Annotated in this window: 18 protein-coding genes; 10 read left to right on the top strand and 8 right to left on the bottom strand. The window is 60.8% G+C overall.

All coding sequences use genetic code 11. From position 1 onward, the window contains the following. Positions 1 to 196: 196 nt before the first annotated feature. A complete protein-coding gene (locus BLQ09_RS23535) occupies positions 197 to 631 on the top strand; it encodes a YkgJ family cysteine cluster protein (protein WP_024072902.1) in 435 nt (144 codons plus the stop codon). A 193-nt stretch (positions 632 to 824) separates the two neighbouring features. On the opposite strand, the gene typA is transcribed toward BLQ09_RS23535, so the two are convergent. Further along, positions 825 to 2645 (bottom strand): translational GTPase TypA, encoded by a 1821-nt coding sequence (typA, locus tag BLQ09_RS23530; protein WP_024072901.1) that lies wholly within the window; start codon positions 2643 to 2645, stop codon positions 825 to 827. 139 nt (positions 2646 to 2784) lie between these two features. Beyond that, positions 2785 to 4239 (bottom strand): tRNA uracil 4-sulfurtransferase ThiI, encoded by a 1455-nt coding sequence (thiI, locus tag BLQ09_RS23525; protein WP_065940748.1) that lies wholly within the window; start codon positions 4237 to 4239, stop codon positions 2785 to 2787. A gap of 334 nt (positions 4240 to 4573) precedes the next feature. Here thiI and glnA point away from each other — a divergent pair, with 334 nt between their 5' ends. The 4 genes from glnA (at position 4574) to ntrC (ending at position 9423) form a co-directional block, all read left to right on the top strand. After that, the gene (gene glnA / locus BLQ09_RS23515; protein WP_024072899.1) at positions 4574 to 5980 is read left to right on the top strand and encodes a glutamate--ammonia ligase; all 1407 of its coding nucleotides are present in this window, start codon (positions 4574 to 4576) and stop codon (positions 5978 to 5980) included. An 85-nt stretch (positions 5981 to 6065) separates the two neighbouring features. Beyond that, a complete protein-coding gene (locus BLQ09_RS23510; protein WP_027605068.1) occupies positions 6066 to 6602 on the top strand; it encodes a chorismate mutase in 537 nt (178 codons plus the stop codon). A gap of 302 nt (positions 6603 to 6904) precedes the next feature. Beyond that, positions 6905 to 7990: a nitrogen regulation protein NR(II) gene (gene glnL / locus BLQ09_RS23505; RefSeq protein WP_024072896.1), complete on the top strand. Its 1086-nt coding sequence runs from the start codon at positions 6905 to 6907 to the stop codon at positions 7988 to 7990. Beyond that, positions 7987 to 9423 (top strand): nitrogen regulation protein NR(I), encoded by a 1437-nt coding sequence (gene ntrC / locus BLQ09_RS23500; protein ID WP_027605069.1) that lies wholly within the window; start codon positions 7987 to 7989, stop codon positions 9421 to 9423. The genes glnL and ntrC overlap by 4 nt, the downstream gene beginning before the upstream one ends. A 529-nt stretch (positions 9424 to 9952) precedes the next feature. On the opposite strand, the gene BLQ09_RS23490 is transcribed toward ntrC, so the two are convergent. Further along, a complete protein-coding gene (locus tag BLQ09_RS23490) occupies positions 9953 to 10393 on the bottom strand; it encodes a hypothetical protein (protein ID WP_092358719.1) in 441 nt (146 codons plus the stop codon). On the opposite strand from BLQ09_RS23490, the gene BLQ09_RS23485 reads away from it, so the two are divergent. Further along, entirely contained in the window at positions 10392 to 10847 is a 456-nt protein-coding gene (locus BLQ09_RS23485; protein ID WP_046070509.1) for a tRNA (cytidine(34)-2'-O)-methyltransferase, read from the top strand. The two genes, BLQ09_RS23490 and BLQ09_RS23485, sit on opposite strands and share 2 nt — an antisense overlap. Before the next feature lie 126 nt (positions 10848 to 10973). Here the strand turns inward: BLQ09_RS23485 and secB are convergent, their stop codons facing one another. Genes secB through BLQ09_RS23470 form a run of 3 tightly spaced genes read right to left on the bottom strand, consistent with a single transcriptional unit; the run spans position 10974 to position 12165 of the window. Further along, on the bottom strand, positions 10974 to 11453 hold the full coding sequence (gene secB, locus BLQ09_RS23480) for a protein-export chaperone SecB (protein WP_014716520.1): 480 nt from the start codon (positions 11451 to 11453) through the stop codon (positions 10974 to 10976). A 42-nt stretch (positions 11454 to 11495) separates the two neighbouring features. Next, positions 11496 to 11750 (bottom strand): glutaredoxin 3, encoded by a 255-nt coding sequence (gene grxC / locus BLQ09_RS23475; protein ID WP_010213876.1) that lies wholly within the window; start codon positions 11748 to 11750, stop codon positions 11496 to 11498. A gap of 1 nt (position 11751) precedes the next feature. Then, on the bottom strand, positions 11752 to 12165 hold the full coding sequence (locus tag BLQ09_RS23470; protein ID WP_027605071.1) for a rhodanese-like domain-containing protein: 414 nt from the start codon (positions 12163 to 12165) through the stop codon (positions 11752 to 11754). Between the two features lie 151 nt (positions 12166 to 12316). On the opposite strand from BLQ09_RS23470, the gene gpmI reads away from it, so the two are divergent. From gpmI to BLQ09_RS23450, 4 genes are all read left to right on the top strand, one after another. Further along, a complete protein-coding gene (gene gpmI, locus BLQ09_RS23465; protein WP_027605072.1) occupies positions 12317 to 13843 on the top strand; it encodes a 2,3-bisphosphoglycerate-independent phosphoglycerate mutase in 1527 nt (508 codons plus the stop codon). A 248-nt stretch (positions 13844 to 14091) separates the two neighbouring features. After that, positions 14092 to 15387: a murein hydrolase activator EnvC family protein gene (locus tag BLQ09_RS23460; protein ID WP_092358717.1), complete on the top strand. Its 1296-nt coding sequence runs from the start codon at positions 14092 to 14094 to the stop codon at positions 15385 to 15387. Between the two features lie 30 nt (positions 15388 to 15417). Next, complete coding sequence (locus BLQ09_RS23455) at positions 15418 to 16734, top strand: S41 family peptidase (RefSeq protein WP_027605074.1); 1317 nt, start codon at positions 15418 to 15420, stop codon at positions 16732 to 16734. A gap of 1 nt (position 16735) precedes the next feature. Continuing rightward, positions 16736 to 17515, top strand: a complete 780-nt coding sequence (locus BLQ09_RS23450) for a divergent polysaccharide deacetylase family protein (RefSeq protein ID WP_027605075.1) — start codon at positions 16736 to 16738, stop codon at positions 17513 to 17515. Here the strand turns inward: BLQ09_RS23450 and BLQ09_RS23445 are convergent. Both BLQ09_RS23445 and hisF read right to left on the bottom strand, forming a co-directional pair. Beyond that, positions 17506 to 18261, bottom strand: coding sequence for a substrate-binding periplasmic protein (locus BLQ09_RS23445; RefSeq protein WP_027605076.1), 756 nt, complete (start codon positions 18259 to 18261; stop codon positions 17506 to 17508). The genes BLQ09_RS23450 and BLQ09_RS23445 overlap by 10 nt on opposite strands. A 66-nt stretch (positions 18262 to 18327) precedes the next feature. Beyond that, positions 18328 to 19098: an imidazole glycerol phosphate synthase subunit HisF gene (hisF, locus tag BLQ09_RS23440; RefSeq protein WP_003171107.1), complete on the bottom strand. Its 771-nt coding sequence runs from the start codon at positions 19096 to 19098 to the stop codon at positions 18328 to 18330. Positions 19099 to 19105: the final 7 nt, after the last annotated feature.

Genomic DNA, 19105 nt, shown 5'->3' with positions numbered 1-19105 from the left:
CGGTCTGACAGACGGTAGACGCTCTGGTTCGGCAGTTTTTTAACTCATTCACCTTTAATACGCTTTTGATGCAGGGGTCGTGCCCGATCAGCCCTCGTCCGCGCCTTTGAGCTGAAATCCGTAAAATATTGTTCAAAAAACCACCAATCCCGGTATGATCGCGCGCCCGGATACCGCCCCACCTTTTGGAACCCTGATGAAGCCTCAACTGATCGCCGCCGCGGAACTCGACCGTCTCGAGACTTGGCAGAAATACTCCGCCCATATGTGCGGCGGCTGCGTGTCCAGCTGCTGCACGCTGCCGGTTGAGGTGAAGATCAAGGACCTGATCCGCATTGGCATCGTCGATGAGTTCGAGCGCGGCGACCCGCCGAAGAACATCGCCAAGCGGTTGCAGAAGGAAGGCATCGTCGAGCGCTACAACAACAAATCCGAGATTTTTACCCTGCAGCGCATGAGCAACAACGACTGCCTGTACCTGGATCGTAAGACGCGCTTCTGCACTATTTATGACAAGCGCCCGGATACTTGCCGCAACCACCCGAAGATCGGGCCGCGCCCGGGGTATTGCGCGTACAAGCCGAAGGAAGTGGTGCGCGAGACCAAATTCAAGACCCTCGACAAGTTCTGATTCGGGTTTTGTGGGGCTCTCAAGGGCCCTATCGGGGGCAAGCCCCCTCCCACATTTTGATCTGTGAACACATTCAAAGGTGGGAGGGGGCTTGCCCCCGATGAGGCCAGTACAGCCACCACAGAAACTGCAGGCATAAAAAAACGCCCCCGGCCTTTCGACCGGGGGCGTTTTTCATTCAGCCTGAGTTAACTCAGTTCTTGGCTTTCTTGGCAGCGCGGGTACGCTCGCCTTCGTCCAGGATCTTCTTACGCAGGCGGATCGACTTCGGCGTCACTTCGCACAGTTCGTCGTCCTGGATGAATTCCAGGGCCTGTTCCAGGGTGAAGCGAACAGGTGGAACCAGGGCGATGGTTTCGTCTTTACCCGAAGCACGCATGTTGTCGAGCTTCTTGCCTTTGGTTGGGTTGACGCCCATGTCGTTGTCACGGCTGTTCAGGCCAACGATCTGACCGTTGTAGATCTCTTGACCGTGCTCAACGAACAGCTTGCCACGCGCCTGGAGAGTTTCCAGGGAGTAGGTCAGCGCCTTGCCGGTTTCTACCGATACCAGGACACCGTTCTGACGGCCGGACATGTCGCCGGACTTCATGGTGTCGTAGCGATCGAAGATCGAGGTCAGGATGCCAGCACCGTTGGTCAGGGTCAGGAACTGGTTACGGAAACCGATCAAGCCACGAGCAGGGATGTTGTATTCCAGACGCACACGGCCTTTGCCATCCGGCACCATGTTGGTCAGGTCGCCCTTACGCAGGCCCATCTCTTCCATGACCTTGCCCTGGGATTCTTCAGGGGTGTCGATGGTGACGTTTTCGAACGGTTCCTGCTTCACGCCGTCAACGGTACGGATGATCACTTCAGGACGACCAACGCCCATTTCGAAGCCTTCGCGACGCATGGTTTCGATCAGTACCGAGAGGTGCAGCTCACCACGGCCGGAAACCTTGAACTTGTCAGCCGAGTCGCCTTCTTCAACGCGCAGTGCAACGTTGTACAGCAGCTCTTTGTCCAGACGTTCCTTGATGTTACGGGAAGTCACGAACTTGCCTTCTTTACCGCAGAAAGGCGAGTCGTTTACCTGGAAGGTCATGGAAACGGTTGGCTCGTCAACGGTCAGAGGCTTCATTGCCTCGACAGTGTCCGGCTGGCACAGGGTGTCGGAGATGAACAGCGAGTCCATGCCGCTGACGCACACGATGTCGCCGGCGAAGGCTTCTTCAACGTCGATGCGGTGCAGGCCGTGGTGACCCATCAGCTTCAGGATACGACCGTTACGCTTCTTGCCGTCGGCGCCGATAGCGACAACCGGGGTGTTCGGCTTGACGCTGCCACGGGCGATACGGCCAACGCCGATAACACCCAGGAAGCTGTTGTAGTCCAGTGCCGAGATTTGCATCTGGAACGGACCGTCACGGTCAACCTTCGGTGGTGGAACGTGGTCAACGATCGCCTGGTACAGCGGGGTCATGTCTTCCGCCATGGCGGTGTGTTCCAGACCGGCAATACCGTTCAGGGCCGAAGCGTAGATCACTTGGAAATCAAGTTGCTCTTCGGTGGCACCCAGGTTGTCGAACAGGTCGAAGATCTGGTCCAGAACCCAGTCCGGACGCGCGCCCGGACGGTCAACCTTGTTGATGCACACGATCGGACGCAGGCCGGCTTCGAACGCCTTCTTGGTCACGAAACGGGTTTGCGGCATAGGGCCGTCTTGAGCGTCAACCAGCAGCAGAACGGAGTCAACCATCGACATTACGCGTTCTACTTCGCCGCCGAAGTCGGCGTGGCCCGGGGTATCCACGATGTTGATGTGGTAGCCGTTCCAGTTGATGGCGGTGTTTTTTGCCAGGATGGTAATACCGCGCTCTTTTTCCTGGTCGTTGGAGTCCATCACGCGCTCGTCGTTGAGCTCGTTGCGCTCCAGGGTGCCGGATTGACGCAGGAGTTTGTCTACCAGGGTGGTTTTACCATGGTCAACGTGGGCAATGATGGCGATGTTACGTAGATTTTCGATCACTTGTGTATCTCGATCAGAGGATTCGGTGTGCTGACAGGTCGTGGCAGCGATTAACAGTAGAGTCAGGCCTTGCCGTTACAGCTTGACGGCAGAGTCGGGGGGCCGGTGACGCAGGCCACAGGCAAACAGCCCCGGGCTCTTAGCTCGGTCGATAAACGCGCACATTGGCATGCCCCTCACTGAGCAAATGGTGGGCATGCAGGCGACTCATCACGCCTTTGTCGCAATACAGCAGGTACTGACGGCTGTTATCCAGTTCCTTGAAACGCGCGTTCAATGCATAGAACGGCAGCGTTTGTACGTCGATGCCGGCGATTTCCAGCGGCTCATCTTCAGCGGCATCCGGGTGACGGATGTCGATGACGATCTGGCCGGCCAGGGCTTCGCTGACTTCTTCGATCTGCACATCCTGGCCCAGTTCGTCGATAACACGATCGATCGGGACCAGCTTGGCGTTCTCGAGCGCACGCTCCAGAACCGCCATATCAAACTGTTGTTCTTCGTACTCCACGCGGTTGCGCTTGGCGTGGGTCTTGGGGTTCACCGAAATGACCCCGCAGTATTCAGGCATATGCTTGGCAAAGTCGGCGGTGCCGATTGTTTCTGCCAAGTCGATGATGTCCTGCTTGTGGCTGGCGATCAGCGGGCGCAGTACCAGCTTCTCGGTCACGCAGTCGATCAGCGACAGGTTCGGCAGCGTCTGGCTGGAAACCTGGGAAATCGCTTCACCGGTCACCAGCGCGTCGATCTGCAACTGATCGGCGATTCGGGACGCAGCGCGCAACATCATACGCTTCAAAACTACGCCCATATGACTGTTATCGACTTTACCGAGAATTTCGCCCAGCACTTCCTCGAACGGTACGCTCACAAATAGCACGCGCTGGGAGCTGCCGTACTTCTTCCAGATAAAGTGCGCAACTTCCATCACGCCCAATTCGTGTGCACGCCCGCCCAGGTTAAAGAAGCAGAAGTGGCTCATCAGGCCGCGGCGCATGATCTGGTAGGCCGCCACCGTGGAATCGAAACCGCCGGACATGAGGACCAGGGTCTGTTCCAGGGCGCCCAGCGGGTAGCCGCCGATGCTGTCGTGCTGGCTGTGAATCACAAACAACCGTTGGTCGCGAATTTCCATGCGCACTTCAATTTGCGGCGCCTTGAGGGAAATTCCGGCGGCGCCGCACTCGCGACGCAGCTTGCTGCCGACGTATTTCTCGACGTCCATGGAACTGAACGGGTGCTTGCCGGCACGCTTGCAGCGCACCGAAAAAATCTTGCCTTCAAGGCTGTCGCCGAAGTGCCGTTTGCATTTCTCGGTGATGTCGTCGAAGTCCCCCAGCGGGTACTCATCCACCTGCAGGAAATGCGCGATACCCGGCATGCAGCTCAGGCGCTCGGTCATGTCCTTCAAGGCTTTGGCGTCGGTCAGGCGGGTTTCCAGCTCGAGGTTGTCCCACACACCGTTCACCACCACAGCCGGGTCCAGATCGCGGAGCACGGCACGGATGTTCTTGGCCAACTGACGGATGAAACGCATCCGTACCGGTCGGCTCTTGATGGTGATCTCGGGAAAGACTTTAACGATTAATTTCATGGAAACAGCGCGCGCAGGGCCTGCCGAAAAAGGGGGGCGCGGATTATAGCGGAAATCGCTCAAGGTTTAACCAGTTAATATGCACAACACTCGACTCGCACTAAAGAGGTGCATTTGCACTCGCGCGCGCCACATTGCGGTGCGCTAATTTCCGGCATTTGTCGCAATGCACCTTTATAGGGGCGTTTTTGGAGCAAAAAACCCATGTTGGCGCACTGGCATGCAATTTGCTCTCTTGTGAGGCAGGTTGCCATGGCGGACTATCCGCGCCGGCATCACCCACATTCTAAGGGCTAACTCCACTACCCCAGCCCGAAGCCACCCGGAGGACACTATGTCGAAGTCGGTTCAACTCATCAAAGATCATGACGTTAAATGGATTGATCTGCGCTTCACGGACACCAAAGGCACTCAGCACCACGTGACCATGCCGGCTCGCGACGCGCTGGATGATGCTTTCTTCGAAGAAGGCAAAATGTTCGACGGCTCCTCCATCGCTGGCTGGAAAGGCATCGAAGCCTCCGACATGATCCTGATGCCGGACGACAGCACTGCCGTTCTCGACCCGTTCACCGAAGACCCAACCCTGATCATCGTCTGCGACGTGATCGAGCCTTCGACCATGCAAGGCTACGACCGCGACCCACGTGCGATCGCCAAGCGTGCCGAGGAATACCTGAAGTCGACCGGTATCGGCGACACCGTATTCGTAGGCCCGGAGCCGGAATTCTTCATCTTTGATTCGGTCAAGTTCAAGTCCGACATCTCCGGCTCCATGTTCAAGATCTTCTCCGAACAAGGTTCGTGGATGTCCGACCAGGACGTGGAAGGCGGCAACAAAGGCCACCGTCCAGGCATCAAAGGTGGCTACTTCCCGGTTCCGCCGTTCGACCACGACCACGAAATCCGTACCTCCATGTGCAACGCCATGGAAGAAATGGGCCTGGTCATCGAAGTTCACCACCATGAAGTGGCGACTGCCGGCCAGAACGAAATCGGCGTTAAGTTCAACACCCTGGTGGCCAAGGCTGACGAAGTCCAGACCCTGAAGTACTGCGTACACAACGTGGCTGATGCCTACGGCCGTACCGCTACCTTCATGCCTAAGCCGCTGTACGGCGATAACGGTTCGGGCATGCACGTTCACCTGTCCATCGCCAAAGAAGGCAAGAACACCTTCGCTGGCGAAGGTTATGCCGGCCTGTCCGACACCGCTCTGTACTTCATCGGCGGCATCATCAAGCACGGTAAGGCCCTGAACGGCTTCACCAACCCGTCGACCAACTCCTACAAGCGTCTGGTCCCAGGTTTCGAAGCACCGGTCATGCTGGCCTACTCGGCTCGTAACCGTTCCGCCTCGATCCGCATTCCTTACGTATCCAGCCCGCGCGCTCGCCGTATCGAAGCTCGCTTCCCGGATCCAGCAGCCAACCCATACCTGGCCTTCGCTGCCCTGGTCATGGCCGGCCTGGACGGTATCCAGAACAAGATCCACCCTGGCGACGCCGCCGACAAAAACTTGTACGACCTGCCGCCTGAAGAGGCCAAAGAGATCCCACAAGTGTGCGGCAGCCTGAAAGAAGCCCTGGAAGAGCTGGACAAGGGCCGTGCGTTCCTGACCAAAGGCGGCGTATTCAGCGACGACTTCATCGATGCCTACATCGAGCTGAAAAGCGAAGAAGAAATCAAAGTACGCACCTTCGTACACCCACTGGAATACGAGCTGTACTACAGCTGCTGATCCGGTAGCGCTGCTTGACGCAGCGTGATGAAAAAGGCCTCCTTCGGGAGGTCTTTTTTTTGCCCGCACCCTAGGAGGTCACCTCTTGAAGCGTCTACTCGCATTCACTTTATTGTTCGCCAGCGCCAGTGCATTCGCTGCACCGCCGACACTGGCGCCATTGCTCAACAGCATCGCCGAACGCCTGGCCATTGCCGACCAGGTGGCCCTGAGCAAATGGGACAGTAAAAAACCGGTAGAAGACAAAAAGCGCGAGCAGGACGTGCTCGCCAGCGTCATTGCCCAGGCACCGAGTTACCAACTGGAGCCCGCCGCCGCCGAGCAATTTTTCTCGGCGCAGATCGAGGCAAACAAGCTGGTGCAGTACACCCACCTGTCCGACTGGCAGTTCCAGGGCAAGGCACCCGACGACCCGCGCCCGGACCTGGTGAAGCAGATCCGCCCGCAGCTGGATCAATTGCAAAAACGCCTGCTGCAACAGCTCGCGGACTTCACGCCACAACGCAGCGACCCGCAGTGCCCTCAATGGCTGGCTGAAGCGGTGCATGAACCACTGAACGACCCGTTGCGGCAACTGGCGATGATTCGCGCCACGGCCGAGCTATGTATCCACAAAGACTGAAGCTGTAACCCGAGCCGAACATGTGGGAGTTCCTCCCACATTGGATTTGTGTGAATTCGGCACTTCCTGAACAACCTTCACAAAACCGCACTATATTGGTGCGACATCCCGCACCCTTCCCACTGACTCACACCATTTTGGTTCGAAACTTCCCGAGCGGGCTGGCAGAACGCCACAGTTTCGCGCCTTAATCCCTTATTTCAGGGGATTCACGCTTCTTTTCGGAGCCTTGGTTTGGTTTTTGCATTTTCCTTGTATCAGCGTGTGCCTCAAGCCCGCGCCTTGCTCCAAAAGAGGTCCCGATGACCATCAGCGATGCACTGCACCGTTTGCTACTCGACAACCTGACCACCGCGACCATCCTGCTCAATGACGACCTGCGCCTTGAGTACATGAACCCGGCGGCAGAGATGCTCCTGGCCATCAGCGGTCAGCGCAGCCATGGGCAGTTCATCAGCGAATTGTTCACCGAGTCGGCCGAAGCCTTGAGTTCGTTGCGCCAGGCAGTGGAGCAGGCACACCCGTTCACCAAGCGTGAAGCGATGCTCACGGCACTCACCGGCCAGACGCTGACCGTCGACTACGCCGTGACCCCGATCCTGAGCAACGGCGCCACGCTGCTGCTGCTCGAAGTGCACCCCCGCGACCGCCTGTTGCGCATCACCAAGGAAGAAGCCCAGCTGTCCAAGCAGGAGACCAGCAAGATGCTGGTGCGCGGCCTGGCCCATGAGATCAAGAACCCGCTGGGCGGCATTCGCGGCGCGGCGCAGCTGCTGGCCCGTGAACTGCCGGACGAGCACCTCAAGGACTACACCAACGTCATCATCGAAGAGGCCGACCGCCTGCGTAACCTGGTGGACCGCATGCTCGGCTCCAACAAGCTGCCGTCGCTGGCGATGACCAACGTGCACGAAGTTCTGGAGCGCGTCTGTCAGTTGGTAGAAGCCGAAAGCCAGGGCTGCATCACCCTGGTGCGCGACTACGACCCAAGCATTCCCGACGTGTTGATCGACCGCGAGCAGATGATCCAGGCGGTGCTCAACATCGTGCGCAACGCCATGCAGGCCATCAGCAGCCAGAACGAGCTGCGCCTTGGCCGCATCAGCCTGCGCACCCGCGCCCTGCGCCAGTTCACCATCGGCCACGTGCGCCATCGCCTGGTGACCAAGGTCGAGATCATCGACAACGGCCCGGGCATTCCTGCGGAACTTCAGGAAACCATCTTCTTTCCCATGGTCAGCGGCCGCCCGGACGGTACCGGGCTGGGCCTGGCCATTACCCAGAACATCATCAGCCAGCACCAGGGTCTGATCGAATGTGAGAGCCATCCCGGCCACACCACATTCTCGATCTTTCTGCCTCTGGAACAAGGAGCCCCATCGACATGAGCCGTAGTGAAACTGTGTGGATCGTCGATGACGACCGTTCTATCCGCTGGGTCCTCGAGAAAGCCTTGCAACAGGAAGGCATGACCACCCAGAGCTTCGACAGCGCCGACGGGGTGATGAGCCGCCTGGCGCGCCAGCAGCCCGACGTGATCATCTCCGACATCCGCATGCCCGGCGCCAGTGGCCTGGACCTGCTGGCGCGGATTCGCGAGCAGCACCCGCGCCTGCCGGTGATCATCATGACGGCGCACTCGGACCTGGACAGCGCTGTCGCGTCCTATCAGGGCGGCGCCTTCGAGTACCTGCCCAAGCCGTTTGACGTGGACGAGGCCGTGGCGCTGGTCAAGCGCGCCAACCAGCACGCCCAGGAACAGCAGAACCAGGAAGCTCCGCCGACCCTGACCCGCACCCCGGAAATCATCGGTGAAGCGCCGGCGATGCAGGAAGTGTTTCGCGCCATCGGGCGCTTGAGCCATTCCAACATCACCGTGCTGATCAACGGCGAGTCGGGTACCGGTAAAGAGTTGGTGGCCCACGCCCTGCACCGCCACAGCCCGCGGGCGGCCTCGCCGTTTATCGCGCTGAACATGGCGGCGATCCCCAAGGACCTGATGGAGTCCGAGCTGTTCGGCCATGAGAAAGGCGCATTCACCGGCGCAGCCAACCTGCGTCGCGGCCGCTTCGAACAGGCGGACGGCGGCACGCTGTTCCTCGATGAAATCGGCGACATGCCGGCCGACACCCAGACCCGCCTGCTGCGCGTACTGGCGGACGGCGAGTTCTACCGCGTGGGCGGGCACACACCGGTCAAGGTCGATGTGCGCATCATCGCCGCGACTCACCAGAACCTGGAAACCCTGGTGCACGCCGGCAAGTTCCGTGAAGACTTGTTCCACCGTCTCAACGTGATCCGCATCCACATCCCACGGATGTCGGACCGCCGCGAAGATATCCCGACCCTCGCCCGCCACTTCCTCAGCCGCGCCGCCCAGGAGCTGGCCGTCGAGCCGAAGCTGCTGAAAAGCGAGACCGAGGAATACCTGAAGAACCTGCCGTGGCCCGGCAACGTGCGCCAGCTGGAGAACACCTGCCGCTGGATCACCGTGATGGCGTCCGGCCGCGAAGTGCATATCGGCGACCTGCCGCCGGAACTGCTGAGCCTGCCGCAGGATTCGGCCCCGGTGACCAACTGGGAACAGGCGCTGCGCCAATGGGCCGACCAGGCCCTGGCACGCGGCCAGTCGAACCTGCTGGACAGCGCCGTGCCGGCCTTCGAGCGGATCATGATCGAAACCGCCCTCAAGCACACCGCCGGCCGCCGTCGCGATGCCGCCGTGTTGCTGGGTTGGGGTCGCAATACCCTGACACGCAAGATCAAGGAGTTGGGCATGAAGGTCGATGGTGGGGATGACGATGAGGGCGACGACGCCTGATCTCCAATCTACCGAGGTCTAATGTGGGAGGGGGCTTGCTCCCGATGGCGGTGGATCAGTCAGATAGATATCGACTGACACTCCGCCATCGGGAGCAAGCCCCCTCTCACATTTGGCCCCCCACACGGACTCAGAACCGTGCACCGCTTCAATGCACCCTGTTCTAGCATCGCGCACACGTTCCAAGCCCGAAACATGCGTTTTGTTAAGAAAATGCTGAACCCCGAAAACACCAAAGCCCCGTATTCCGGGGCTTTGCGCTTTCTGGAGAAATTTTTTGGCACAACTCAGCCACTCTGGCACGCGCCCTGCAATAACCCCAGTACAACCCAGTTTCGGGGACCTTGGTACAGGCAGGCCGAGAATCCCCTCTTTACACCCGGGGTGCTTGATGCGAACCGCGTCGCGCTCCACACCGCTTTCGGGAACCTCGGTACAGGCAGGCCGGGGATTCCCTCTTTAACACCGAAGCCTCTGGCTTCACCCCGTTTTGGGAGCCCTGGTACAGGCAGGCCGGGAACTCCCTCTTTTATTGCTCTTGGAGATGGATCTCCAGCCGCCAGCGGTCATCCACCTCCTCGCCCTTCCACTCCCCGCGCAACGGCCGAGCCGCCACCAGGTTCAGCAGCAAGCCCGCATCGGTCTTGCGCACGCGCCAGTTCACATCCTTGTCGTTGACCTTGAGCTGCCCGCTGGCGGCCTTGCCTTGTGCATCGAACAACAGCGCCACGGTGCCGTCGATGTGCTCGCCGTGCAGCTTGGGTTCGCGGTTGAACCACACCACAACACCGTCCGCCGCCGTCTCTATCTGCTGCAACTCGACCGGGTCAGGGGTGGTCAGGCGACCGATCATCAGGCCCACCATCAGGCCGACAATCGCCAATGAGCCCATGACCCTCGGCATTAGCTTCGGCCTTGGGTCTTCTTCAGGGGTAGAATGCAGCGCATCTTTGCCTTCGGAGCCGTGCATGTTTCACGTCATCCTTTTTCAACCAGAAATTCCGCCGAATACCGGCAACGTTATCAGGCTGTGCGCCAACAGTGGCTGCCACCTGCATTTGATCGAGCCCCTGGGCTTCGACATGGACGACAAACGCCTGCGCCGTGCCGGCCTGGACTACCACGAGTACGCCACCCTCCAGCGCCATGCCGACCTGGCCAGCTGCCTGGAAAGCCTGGGCCACCCACGGCTGTTCGCGTTCACCACCAAGGGTTCGCGACCGTTCCATGATGCCAGCTTCGCCGAAGGCGACGCTTTCCTGTTCGGCCCGGAAAGCCGCGGCCTGCCGGCCGACGTACTCGACGCCCTGCCGGACGGGCATCGCCTGCGCCTGCCGATGCGCGAAGGCTGCCGCAGCCTGAACCTGTCGAACACCGTCGCCGTGGCCGTCTACGAAGGCTGGCGCCAACTCGGCTTCAAGTAACACACATAACAAATGTGGGAGGGGGCTTGCCCCCGATGGCGGAGTGTCAGTCGACATCTACGTGACTGATCCACCGCCATCGGGAGCAAGCTCCCTCCCACATTGGGTTCTGCGTCGGGTTCGAGATTACTGAACCGTCGGCGCGCCTTCCTGTTGCATGCGCTGCAGCTCTTGGGCGTACAGAGCATCGAAGTTCACTGGAGCCAGCATCAACGCCGGGAACGAACCACGGGTGACCAGGCTGTCCAGGGTCTCGCGGGCATACGGGAACAGGATGTTCGGGCAGAACGCACCCAGGGTGTGGCTCATGGACGCTTCGTCCAGGCCCTGGATCAGGAAGATACCGGCCTGTTGCACTTCAGCGATGAAGGCCACTTCTTCGCCATTCTTGACGGTGACCGACAAGGTCAGCACGACTTCGTGGAAATCGCCTTCCAGTGCCTTTTGACGGGTGTTCAGGTCCAGGGCAACGCTTGGGGTCCATTCCTGGCGGAAGATAGCCGGGCTTTTCGGCGCTTCGAACGACAAGTCACGCACGTAGATACGCTGCAGCGAAAATTGTGGGCCTTGGGCTTCTGCTGCTTCGGTGTTCTGTTGGTCAGTCATCGCAGATCCTTCTTGATCTTGGGGTCTTTTAGGGGTTAGGAGTCAGACGAGCAGCAGCGCATCGAGTTTACCGGCGCGCTCCAGGGCAAACAGGTCGTCGCAACCACCGATGTGTTTGGCGCCGATCCAGATCTGCGGCACTGACGTGCGCCCCGCCTTCTGGGCCATTTCGGCACGCACCTGGGGCTTGCCATCGACCTTGATCTCTTCGAAGGCAACGCCCTTTTTCTCCAGCAGGGCCTTGGCCCGCATGCAGTAAGGGCACCAATCGCTGGAATATACGACAACCTGGCTCATATCACTTCACCAGCGGCAGGTTATCGGCGCGCCAGCTGCTGATGCCACCGGACAGCTTGGCGGCGGTGAAACCGCTCTTGAGCATCTCGCGGGCGTGGGTACCGGCGTGCTGGCCCTGGGCGTCGACCAGGATGATGGTCTTGGCCTTGTGCTTTTCCAGCTCGGCCAGGCGCGCGATCAGCTTGTCCTGAGGAATGTTCAGGGCACCGACGATGTGGCCGGCGGCGAAATCCTTGACTGGGCGGATATCCACCACAATGGCCTCATCCTTGTTGACCAGCGCGGTCAGCTCCGACGTGCTCAGGCTGCGGCCACCACGGCTCAATTCGTGAGCGATCAGCAGCGCCAGCAGGATGACGAAGGCACCCACGAGCAGATAGTGGGCAGTGGCAAATGCAATCAGGTGATCAACCATCAAGGAGGTTCCAGGGCGTTAAAATGGCGGTAAGTATACACAGCCGTCAGGGGGGGCCAACCCCCGTAAGGCGGTGACGTGGTCGGAACTTCGCTTTAAACTGCCACTCCCTTTTCAATTGCCTTCCTTTATTACCGCCGCGAGAGGATCTATGACTACTACGCCTAAACCTTTGGTCCTGATAATTCTCGATGGCTTCGGACACAGTGAAAGCCACCACGACAACGCGGTGTATGCGGCCAAGAAGCCCGTACTCGACCGCCTGACCGCGACGGTGCCCAACGGCCTGATCTCCGGCTCGGGCATGGACGTGGGCCTGCCGGACGGCCAGATGGGCAACTCGGAAGTCGGCCACATGAACCTCGGCGCCGGACGAGTGGTCTATCAGGACTTCACTCGCGTGACCAAATCGATCCGCGATGGCGAGTTCTTCGAGAACCCGACCCTCTGCGCAGCGGTAGATAAAGCCGTGGCCGCCGGCAAAGCCGTGCACTTCATGGGCCTGCTGTCCGACGGCGGCGTACACAGTCACCAGGACCATCTGGTGGCGATGGCCGAACTGGCCTTCAAGCGCGGCGCCGACAAGATCTACCTGCACGCCTTCCTCGATGGTCGCGACACCCCGCCAAAAAGCGCGCAATCCTCCATCGAGCTGCTGGACGCCACCTTCGCCGCCCTGGGCAAGGGACGCATCGCCAGCCTGGTGGGGCGCTACTTCGCCATGGACCGCGACAACCGTTGGGACCGCGTGTCCCAGGCCTACAACCTGATCGTCGACGGCCAGGCCGAATTCCACGCCGCCACCGCCCAGGAAGGCCTGGAAGCCGCCTACGCCCGCGGCGAGAGCGATGAATTCGTCAAGGCCACCACCCTCGGCGAGCCGGTCAAGGTCGAAGACGGCGACGCCGTGGTGTTCATGAACTTCCGCGCCGACCGTGCCCGCGAGCTGAGCCGTGTGTTTGTCGAAGACGGTTTCAAGGAATTCGAGCGGGCGCGCCAGCCAAAAGTCCAATACGTCGGCCTGACCCAATACGCCGCCAGCATCCCGGCCCCCGCAGCGTTTGCTGCCGGCAGCCTGGACAACGTGCTGGGCGACTACCTGGCGAAGAACGGCAAGACCCAGCTGCGTATTGCCGAAACCGAGAAATACGCCCACGTCACCTTCTTCTTCTCCGGCGGCCGTGAAGAACCGTTCCCAGGCGAAGAACGCATCCTGATCCCTTCGCCGAAAGTCGCCACCTACGACCTGCAGCCGGAAATGAGCGCGCCGGAAGTCACCGACAAGATCGTCGACGCCATCGACCACCAGCGTTACGACGTGATCGTGGTCAACTACGCCAACGGTGACATGGTCGGCCACAGCGGCAACCTGGAAGCTGCGACCAAGGCCGTGGAATGCCTGGACCTGTGCGTCGGCCGCATTGTCGAGGCCCTGGAAAAAGTCGGCGGCGAAGCGCTGATCACCGCCGACCACGGTAACTGCGAGCAGATGTCCGACGAAACCACCGGCCAGGCTCACACGGCTCACACGACCGAGCCGGTGCCGTTCATCTATGTAGGCAAGCGCGACTTCAAAGTGCGTGAAGGCGGCGTACTGGCGGATGTGGCGCCGACCATGCTGATGCTGATGGGGTTGGAGAAGCCGAAAGAGATGACTGGCACCTCAATCCTGGTCTGATCTAAACAACAGTGTGGGAGGGGGGCTTGCCCCCGATAGCAGTGGGTCAGCCAACACCTATTCAGCTGACACACCGCAATCGAGGGCAAGCCCCCTCCCACATTGGATCTCCGGCGTTTGGTAGATGTCTTTTTGCCATACCACCGCCACTCGGCACCTATCTTGCCTTCCAGGCCGAATTGGGCGTTTTTTTTGCAGCGCTTGGCGGGCATACTAGGCCGTCCCTTTCCCTGGTGTCGCCCGCCTCTATGCTTCGCGCCTTGATTACCCTCGCTCTTGTCTGCCTGCTCCAACCGGCGTTTGCCGACGAGCGCGCACAAACTCAACAACAGTTGGACGCTACGCGTCAGGACATTACCGAGCTGAAAAAACTGCTCGGCAAGCTCCAGGAAGAAAAATCCGGGGTGCAGAAAGACCTGCGCGGCACGGAAACCGAAATGGGCAAGCTGGAGAAGCAGGTCCAGGAGCTGCAAAAAGAACTAAAGAAGAGCGAGTCGGAACTGGAGCGACTCGACGCTGAGAAAAAAAAACTCCAGAGCGCACGCGTTGAACAGCAACGCTTGATCGCGATCCAGGCCCGCGCCGCCTACCAGAGCGGCCGCCAGGAATACCTCAAGCTGCTGCTCAACCAGCAGAACCCGGAGAAATTCGCGCGCACCCTGACCTACTACGACTACCTGAGCAAGGCCCGCCTGGAGCAATTGAAAAGCTTCAACGAGACCCTGCGCCAGTTGGCCAACGTCGAACAGGAAATCGCCAACCAGCAGTCGCAGCTGGAGGACCAGAAAGCCAGCCTCAACGCCCAGCGCGACGAGCTGGACAAGGTCCGCAAGGAGCGCCAGCTGGCCCTGGCCAAGCTCAATGACGACGTGAAGGCCCGCGACGCCAAGCTGCAGGCCCGCGAGCAGGACCAGGTCGACCTGGCCAAAGTGCTCAAGACCATCGAAGAAACCCTGGCACGCCAGGCACGCGAGGCCGAAGAAGCGCGACAGAAAGCGCTGATCGCCCAGCAGGAAGCGGAAAAAAAGCGCCAGCGTGAGGCCGAACTGGCAGCCACCAGCGATGCCCCGGCGCCGCGCAAACCGGCACATGCCGCCCCTGGCCCGCTGGTTTCCAGTGCCGGCGAGTCGTTCGGCGGGCCTTTTGCTTCAGCCCGCGGCAAACTTCCATGGCCGGTTGATGGTCGACTGCTGGCACGCTTTGGGGAAACCCGGGGCGATGATACCCGCGCCAAGTGGGACGGAGTGATGATCAGCGCCTCTGCCGGCAGCCAGGTCCACGCCGTACATGGCGGGCGCGTGGTGTTTGCCGATTGGCTGCGGGGCGCCGGCTTGCTGGTGATTCTCGACCACGGTAATGGCTATTTAAGCCTTTATGGCCACAATCAGACGTTACTCAAGTCGGCAGGTGATGTTGTAAAAGCCGGTGAATCCATCTCCACTGTCGGTAACAGTGGTGGCCAGGACACCCCGGCGCTGTACTTCGCTATTCGTCAGCAGGGTCGCCCGAGCGATCCCGCACAATGGTGCCGGTCCCAAGGATAGGGTCGCATCTACATTAGGAGTTCGTTCGACATGCTGCATTTGTCCCGCCTCACTTCGCTGGCCCTGACGATCGCCCTGGTCATCGGCGCGCCTCTGGCTTTTGCCGACCAGGCCGCCCCGGCTGCACCCGCCGCCACGGCCGCGACCACCAAGGCGCCATTGCCGCTGGACGAGCTGCGCACCTTTGCCGAGGTCATGGACCGGATCAAGGCCGCCTATGTCGAACCTGTAGACGACAAGACCCTGCTGGAGAATGCCATCAAGGGCATGCTCAGCAACCTTGATCCGCACTCCGCCTACCTGGGTCCGGAAGATTTTGCCGAGCTGCAGGAAAGCACCAGCGGTGAATTCGGCGGCCTGGGCATTGAAGTCGGCGCCGAAGACGGCAATATCAAGGTGGTCTCGCCCATCGATGACACTCCGGCGTCCAAGGCCGGCATCCAGGCCGGTGACTTTATCGTCAAGATCAACGGCCAGCCGACCCGCGGCCAGACCATGACCGAAGCCGTCGACAAGATGCGCGGCAAGATCGGCCAGAAAATCACCCTGACCCTGGTGCGCGACGGCGGCAACCCGTTTGACGTGACGCTCACCCGCGCGACCATCGTGGTCAAGAGCGTGAAGAGCCAGCTGCTGGAGTCGGGCTACGGTTACATCCGCATCACCCAGTTCCAGGTCAAGACCGGCGACGAAGTGGCCAAGGCCCTGGCCAAGCTGCGCAAGGACAACGGCAAGAAACTCAGCGGCATCGTGCTCGACCTGCGCAACAACCCGGGCGGCGTGCTGCAGTCGGCGGTGGAAGTGGTCGACCACTTCATCACCAAGGGCCTGATCGTCTACACCAAGGGCCGTATCGCCAACTCCGAGCTGCGCTTCTCGGCCACCGGCAACGACCTCAGCGAGAACGTGCCATTGGCCGTGCTGATCAACGGCGGCAGCGCCTCGGCCTCGGAAATCGTCGCCGGCGCCCTGCAAGACCAGAAGCGCGGCGTGCTGATGGGCACCACCAGCTTCGGCAAAGGCTCGGTACAAACCGTGCTGCCGCTGAACAACGATCGCGCCCTGAAGATCACCACCGCGCTGTACTACACGCCGAACGGCCGCTCGATCCAGGCCCAGGGCATCGTGCCGGACATCGAAGTGCGCAAGGCCAAGATCACCAACGAAATCGACAGCGAGTACTACAAGGAAGCCGACCTGCAAGGTCACCTGGGCAATGGCAACGGCGGTGCCGACCAGCCAACCGGCAGCAGCAAGAAAGCCAAGCCGATGCCGCAGGACGATGACTACCAGTTGGCCCAGGCGCTGAGCCTGCTCAAGGGCCTGAGCATTACGCGCAGCCGTTGATATGCGTGTTGCCCTGATCATCGCTGTGCTGTGCAGCCTGGCAGGGGTCGCGCAAGCGACCCCTGCCGGCGAATCCCACAAAGCCTACCTGACCCTTATCATCGACGACCTGGGGCAAAACCTGCCCCGGGATCGTCGCGTGCTGGCCCTGCCTGGGCCAGTGACCACGGCGATCATGCCCGACACGCCCCACGCCGCCGAATTCGCCCGCGAAGCGCACAAGGCCGGCAAGATCGTGATCCTGCACATGCCCATGGACCCCGCCACCGGCCCGTTCGCCTGGCACCCTGAACTCTCCCTCGAAGAACTTGGCCAACGCCTGGACGCCGCCTTCAAGGCCGTGCCCTACACCGCCGGCATCAATAACCATATGGGCAGTCGCATGACCGCCCAGCCGGCCGCCATGGCCTGGCTGATGGCGGAACTGCAGCGGCGCAACAAATTCTTCGTCGACAGCCGCACCAGCGCACAGACCGTGGCCGCCGCCGAGGCGCAGAAGATCGGCCTGGCCCATGTCTCGCGGGATGTATTCCTCGATGATGAGCGCACCGAAGCGGCGATTGCCACGCAGCTGCAAACCGCGATCAAGCTGGCGCATAAACAGGGTTCGGCGGTGATGATCGGCCACCCCTATCCGCAGACGCTGGCGGTGCTCGAGCGCGAATTGCCCAAGCTCCAGGCCCAGGGTATCGAGTGGATTGATATCAAGCTGATGATCAGTGTGCGCAGCAATCAAGCCATGGCGGGGCACGGCAAGAACGGCGTCTACCGCTACAAATAGTCCGCCATGATCTGTTCCACCCGCCCTTCAGAGCGCAACTGATCCAACGCTGCCTGCAGCCTGGCCACCGTCTCATCCGGCACATCCTTGTTCAGCGCCAGGTACAACTGGGCACTGTTGAACCGCAGCACAGTCTTGAGCCCGGTCACACCGACCTGGCGCGCCAGGTAACGTCCGGCCGGGTCGCCGGTGGCCCACAGGTCGATCTGGCCATCCACGAGCTTTTGCGCGTTGTCCTGGTCACGCAACACCACCACCGGGTTAAGGCCCTGCTTCTCCAGGGTCTCGGCGATGGCATCGCCTTTATAGGCGCCGATCCTGTAGCGGCGCGCGTGCTCCAGGTCGTCGAGCTGGATCTTGCTGTCGGCCTTGGCCAGCAGCACCCAGTCGTCCGGGCCAATGGGGCCGACCCACTTGAACAGCGCTTCACGATCCGGCAGGCGCGCCATCACAAACACGCCATAGCCGGGTTTCTCCAGGGCGAGCTTGTAGATTCGCTCCCAGGGAAAACGCAGGGTGAGATTGTAGGAAATGCCGGCACGCTTGAAGGTTTCCCGCACGATGTCCACGGCGATGCCTTCGATGTTCTCGTCCCGGGCGAAGTTCTTGCCGTTCTTGGCCATGTTGTAGGGCGGGAAATTTTCCGTCAGCAACACCAGGGAGGCGTCGGACGGCTCTTCGGCGTGGGCCGCACTCACCATGAAGATGGAGGCGCTGGCGAGGGCAAGCAGCAGGGTCTTGAACATGAAGGCTACCGGAATCCATGGCAAGCGCAGAGAGTGCCGCGCGCCTGCCATGGTGTCCAGCAACGTTTAGCGAACCACGATACCGCGCGCCGCCATGTAGGCCTTGGCCTCGGGAACGGTGTATTCGCCAAAGTGAAAAATACTCGCCGCCAGCACCGCGCTGGCATGGCCTTCGATCACGCCGTCGGCCAGGTGTTGCAGGTTACCGACACCGCCGGAGGCGATCACCGGAATACCCAGCGCATCGCTGATGGCGCGGGTCACGCCCAGGTCGAAGCCGTTCTTCATGCCGTCCTGGTCCATGCTGGTCAGCAGGATTTCCCCGGCGCCCAGGCCTTCCATCTTCATCGCCCACTCCACCGCGTCCAGGCCGGTCGGCTTGCGACCGCCATGGGTGAAGATCTCCCAGCGCGGGGTTTCGCCCGGGCCGGAGACTTTCTTGGCGTCGATGGCGACCACGATGCATTGCGAGCCGAAGTGCTGCGCGGCTTCGCCGACGAACTCCGGGTTGAACACCGCAGCCGTGTTGATCGAGACCTTGTCCGCACCGGCATTGAGCAGGTTGCGGATGTCCTGCACGGTGCGCACGCCACCGCCCACGGTCAGCGGGATAAACACCTGGCTGGCCATGCGCTCGACGGTATGCAGCGTGGTGTCGCGGCCGTCGACGCTGGCGGTGATGTCGAGAAAGGTGATCTCGTCGGCACCCTGCTCATCGTAGCGACGGGCGATTTCCACCGGGTCGCCGGCGTCACGGATGTTCTCGAACTTGACGCCCTTGACCACGCGACCGTTGTCGACGTCCAGGCAAGGGATGATGCGTTTGGCCAGCGCCATGGTCAGT

This window comes from Pseudomonas sp. NFACC25 (assembly GCF_900100935.1).
Lineage (GTDB): Bacteria > Pseudomonadota > Gammaproteobacteria > Pseudomonadales > Pseudomonadaceae > Aquipseudomonas > Aquipseudomonas marginalis.
This window is presented reverse-complemented; position numbering and strand designations above follow the sequence as displayed.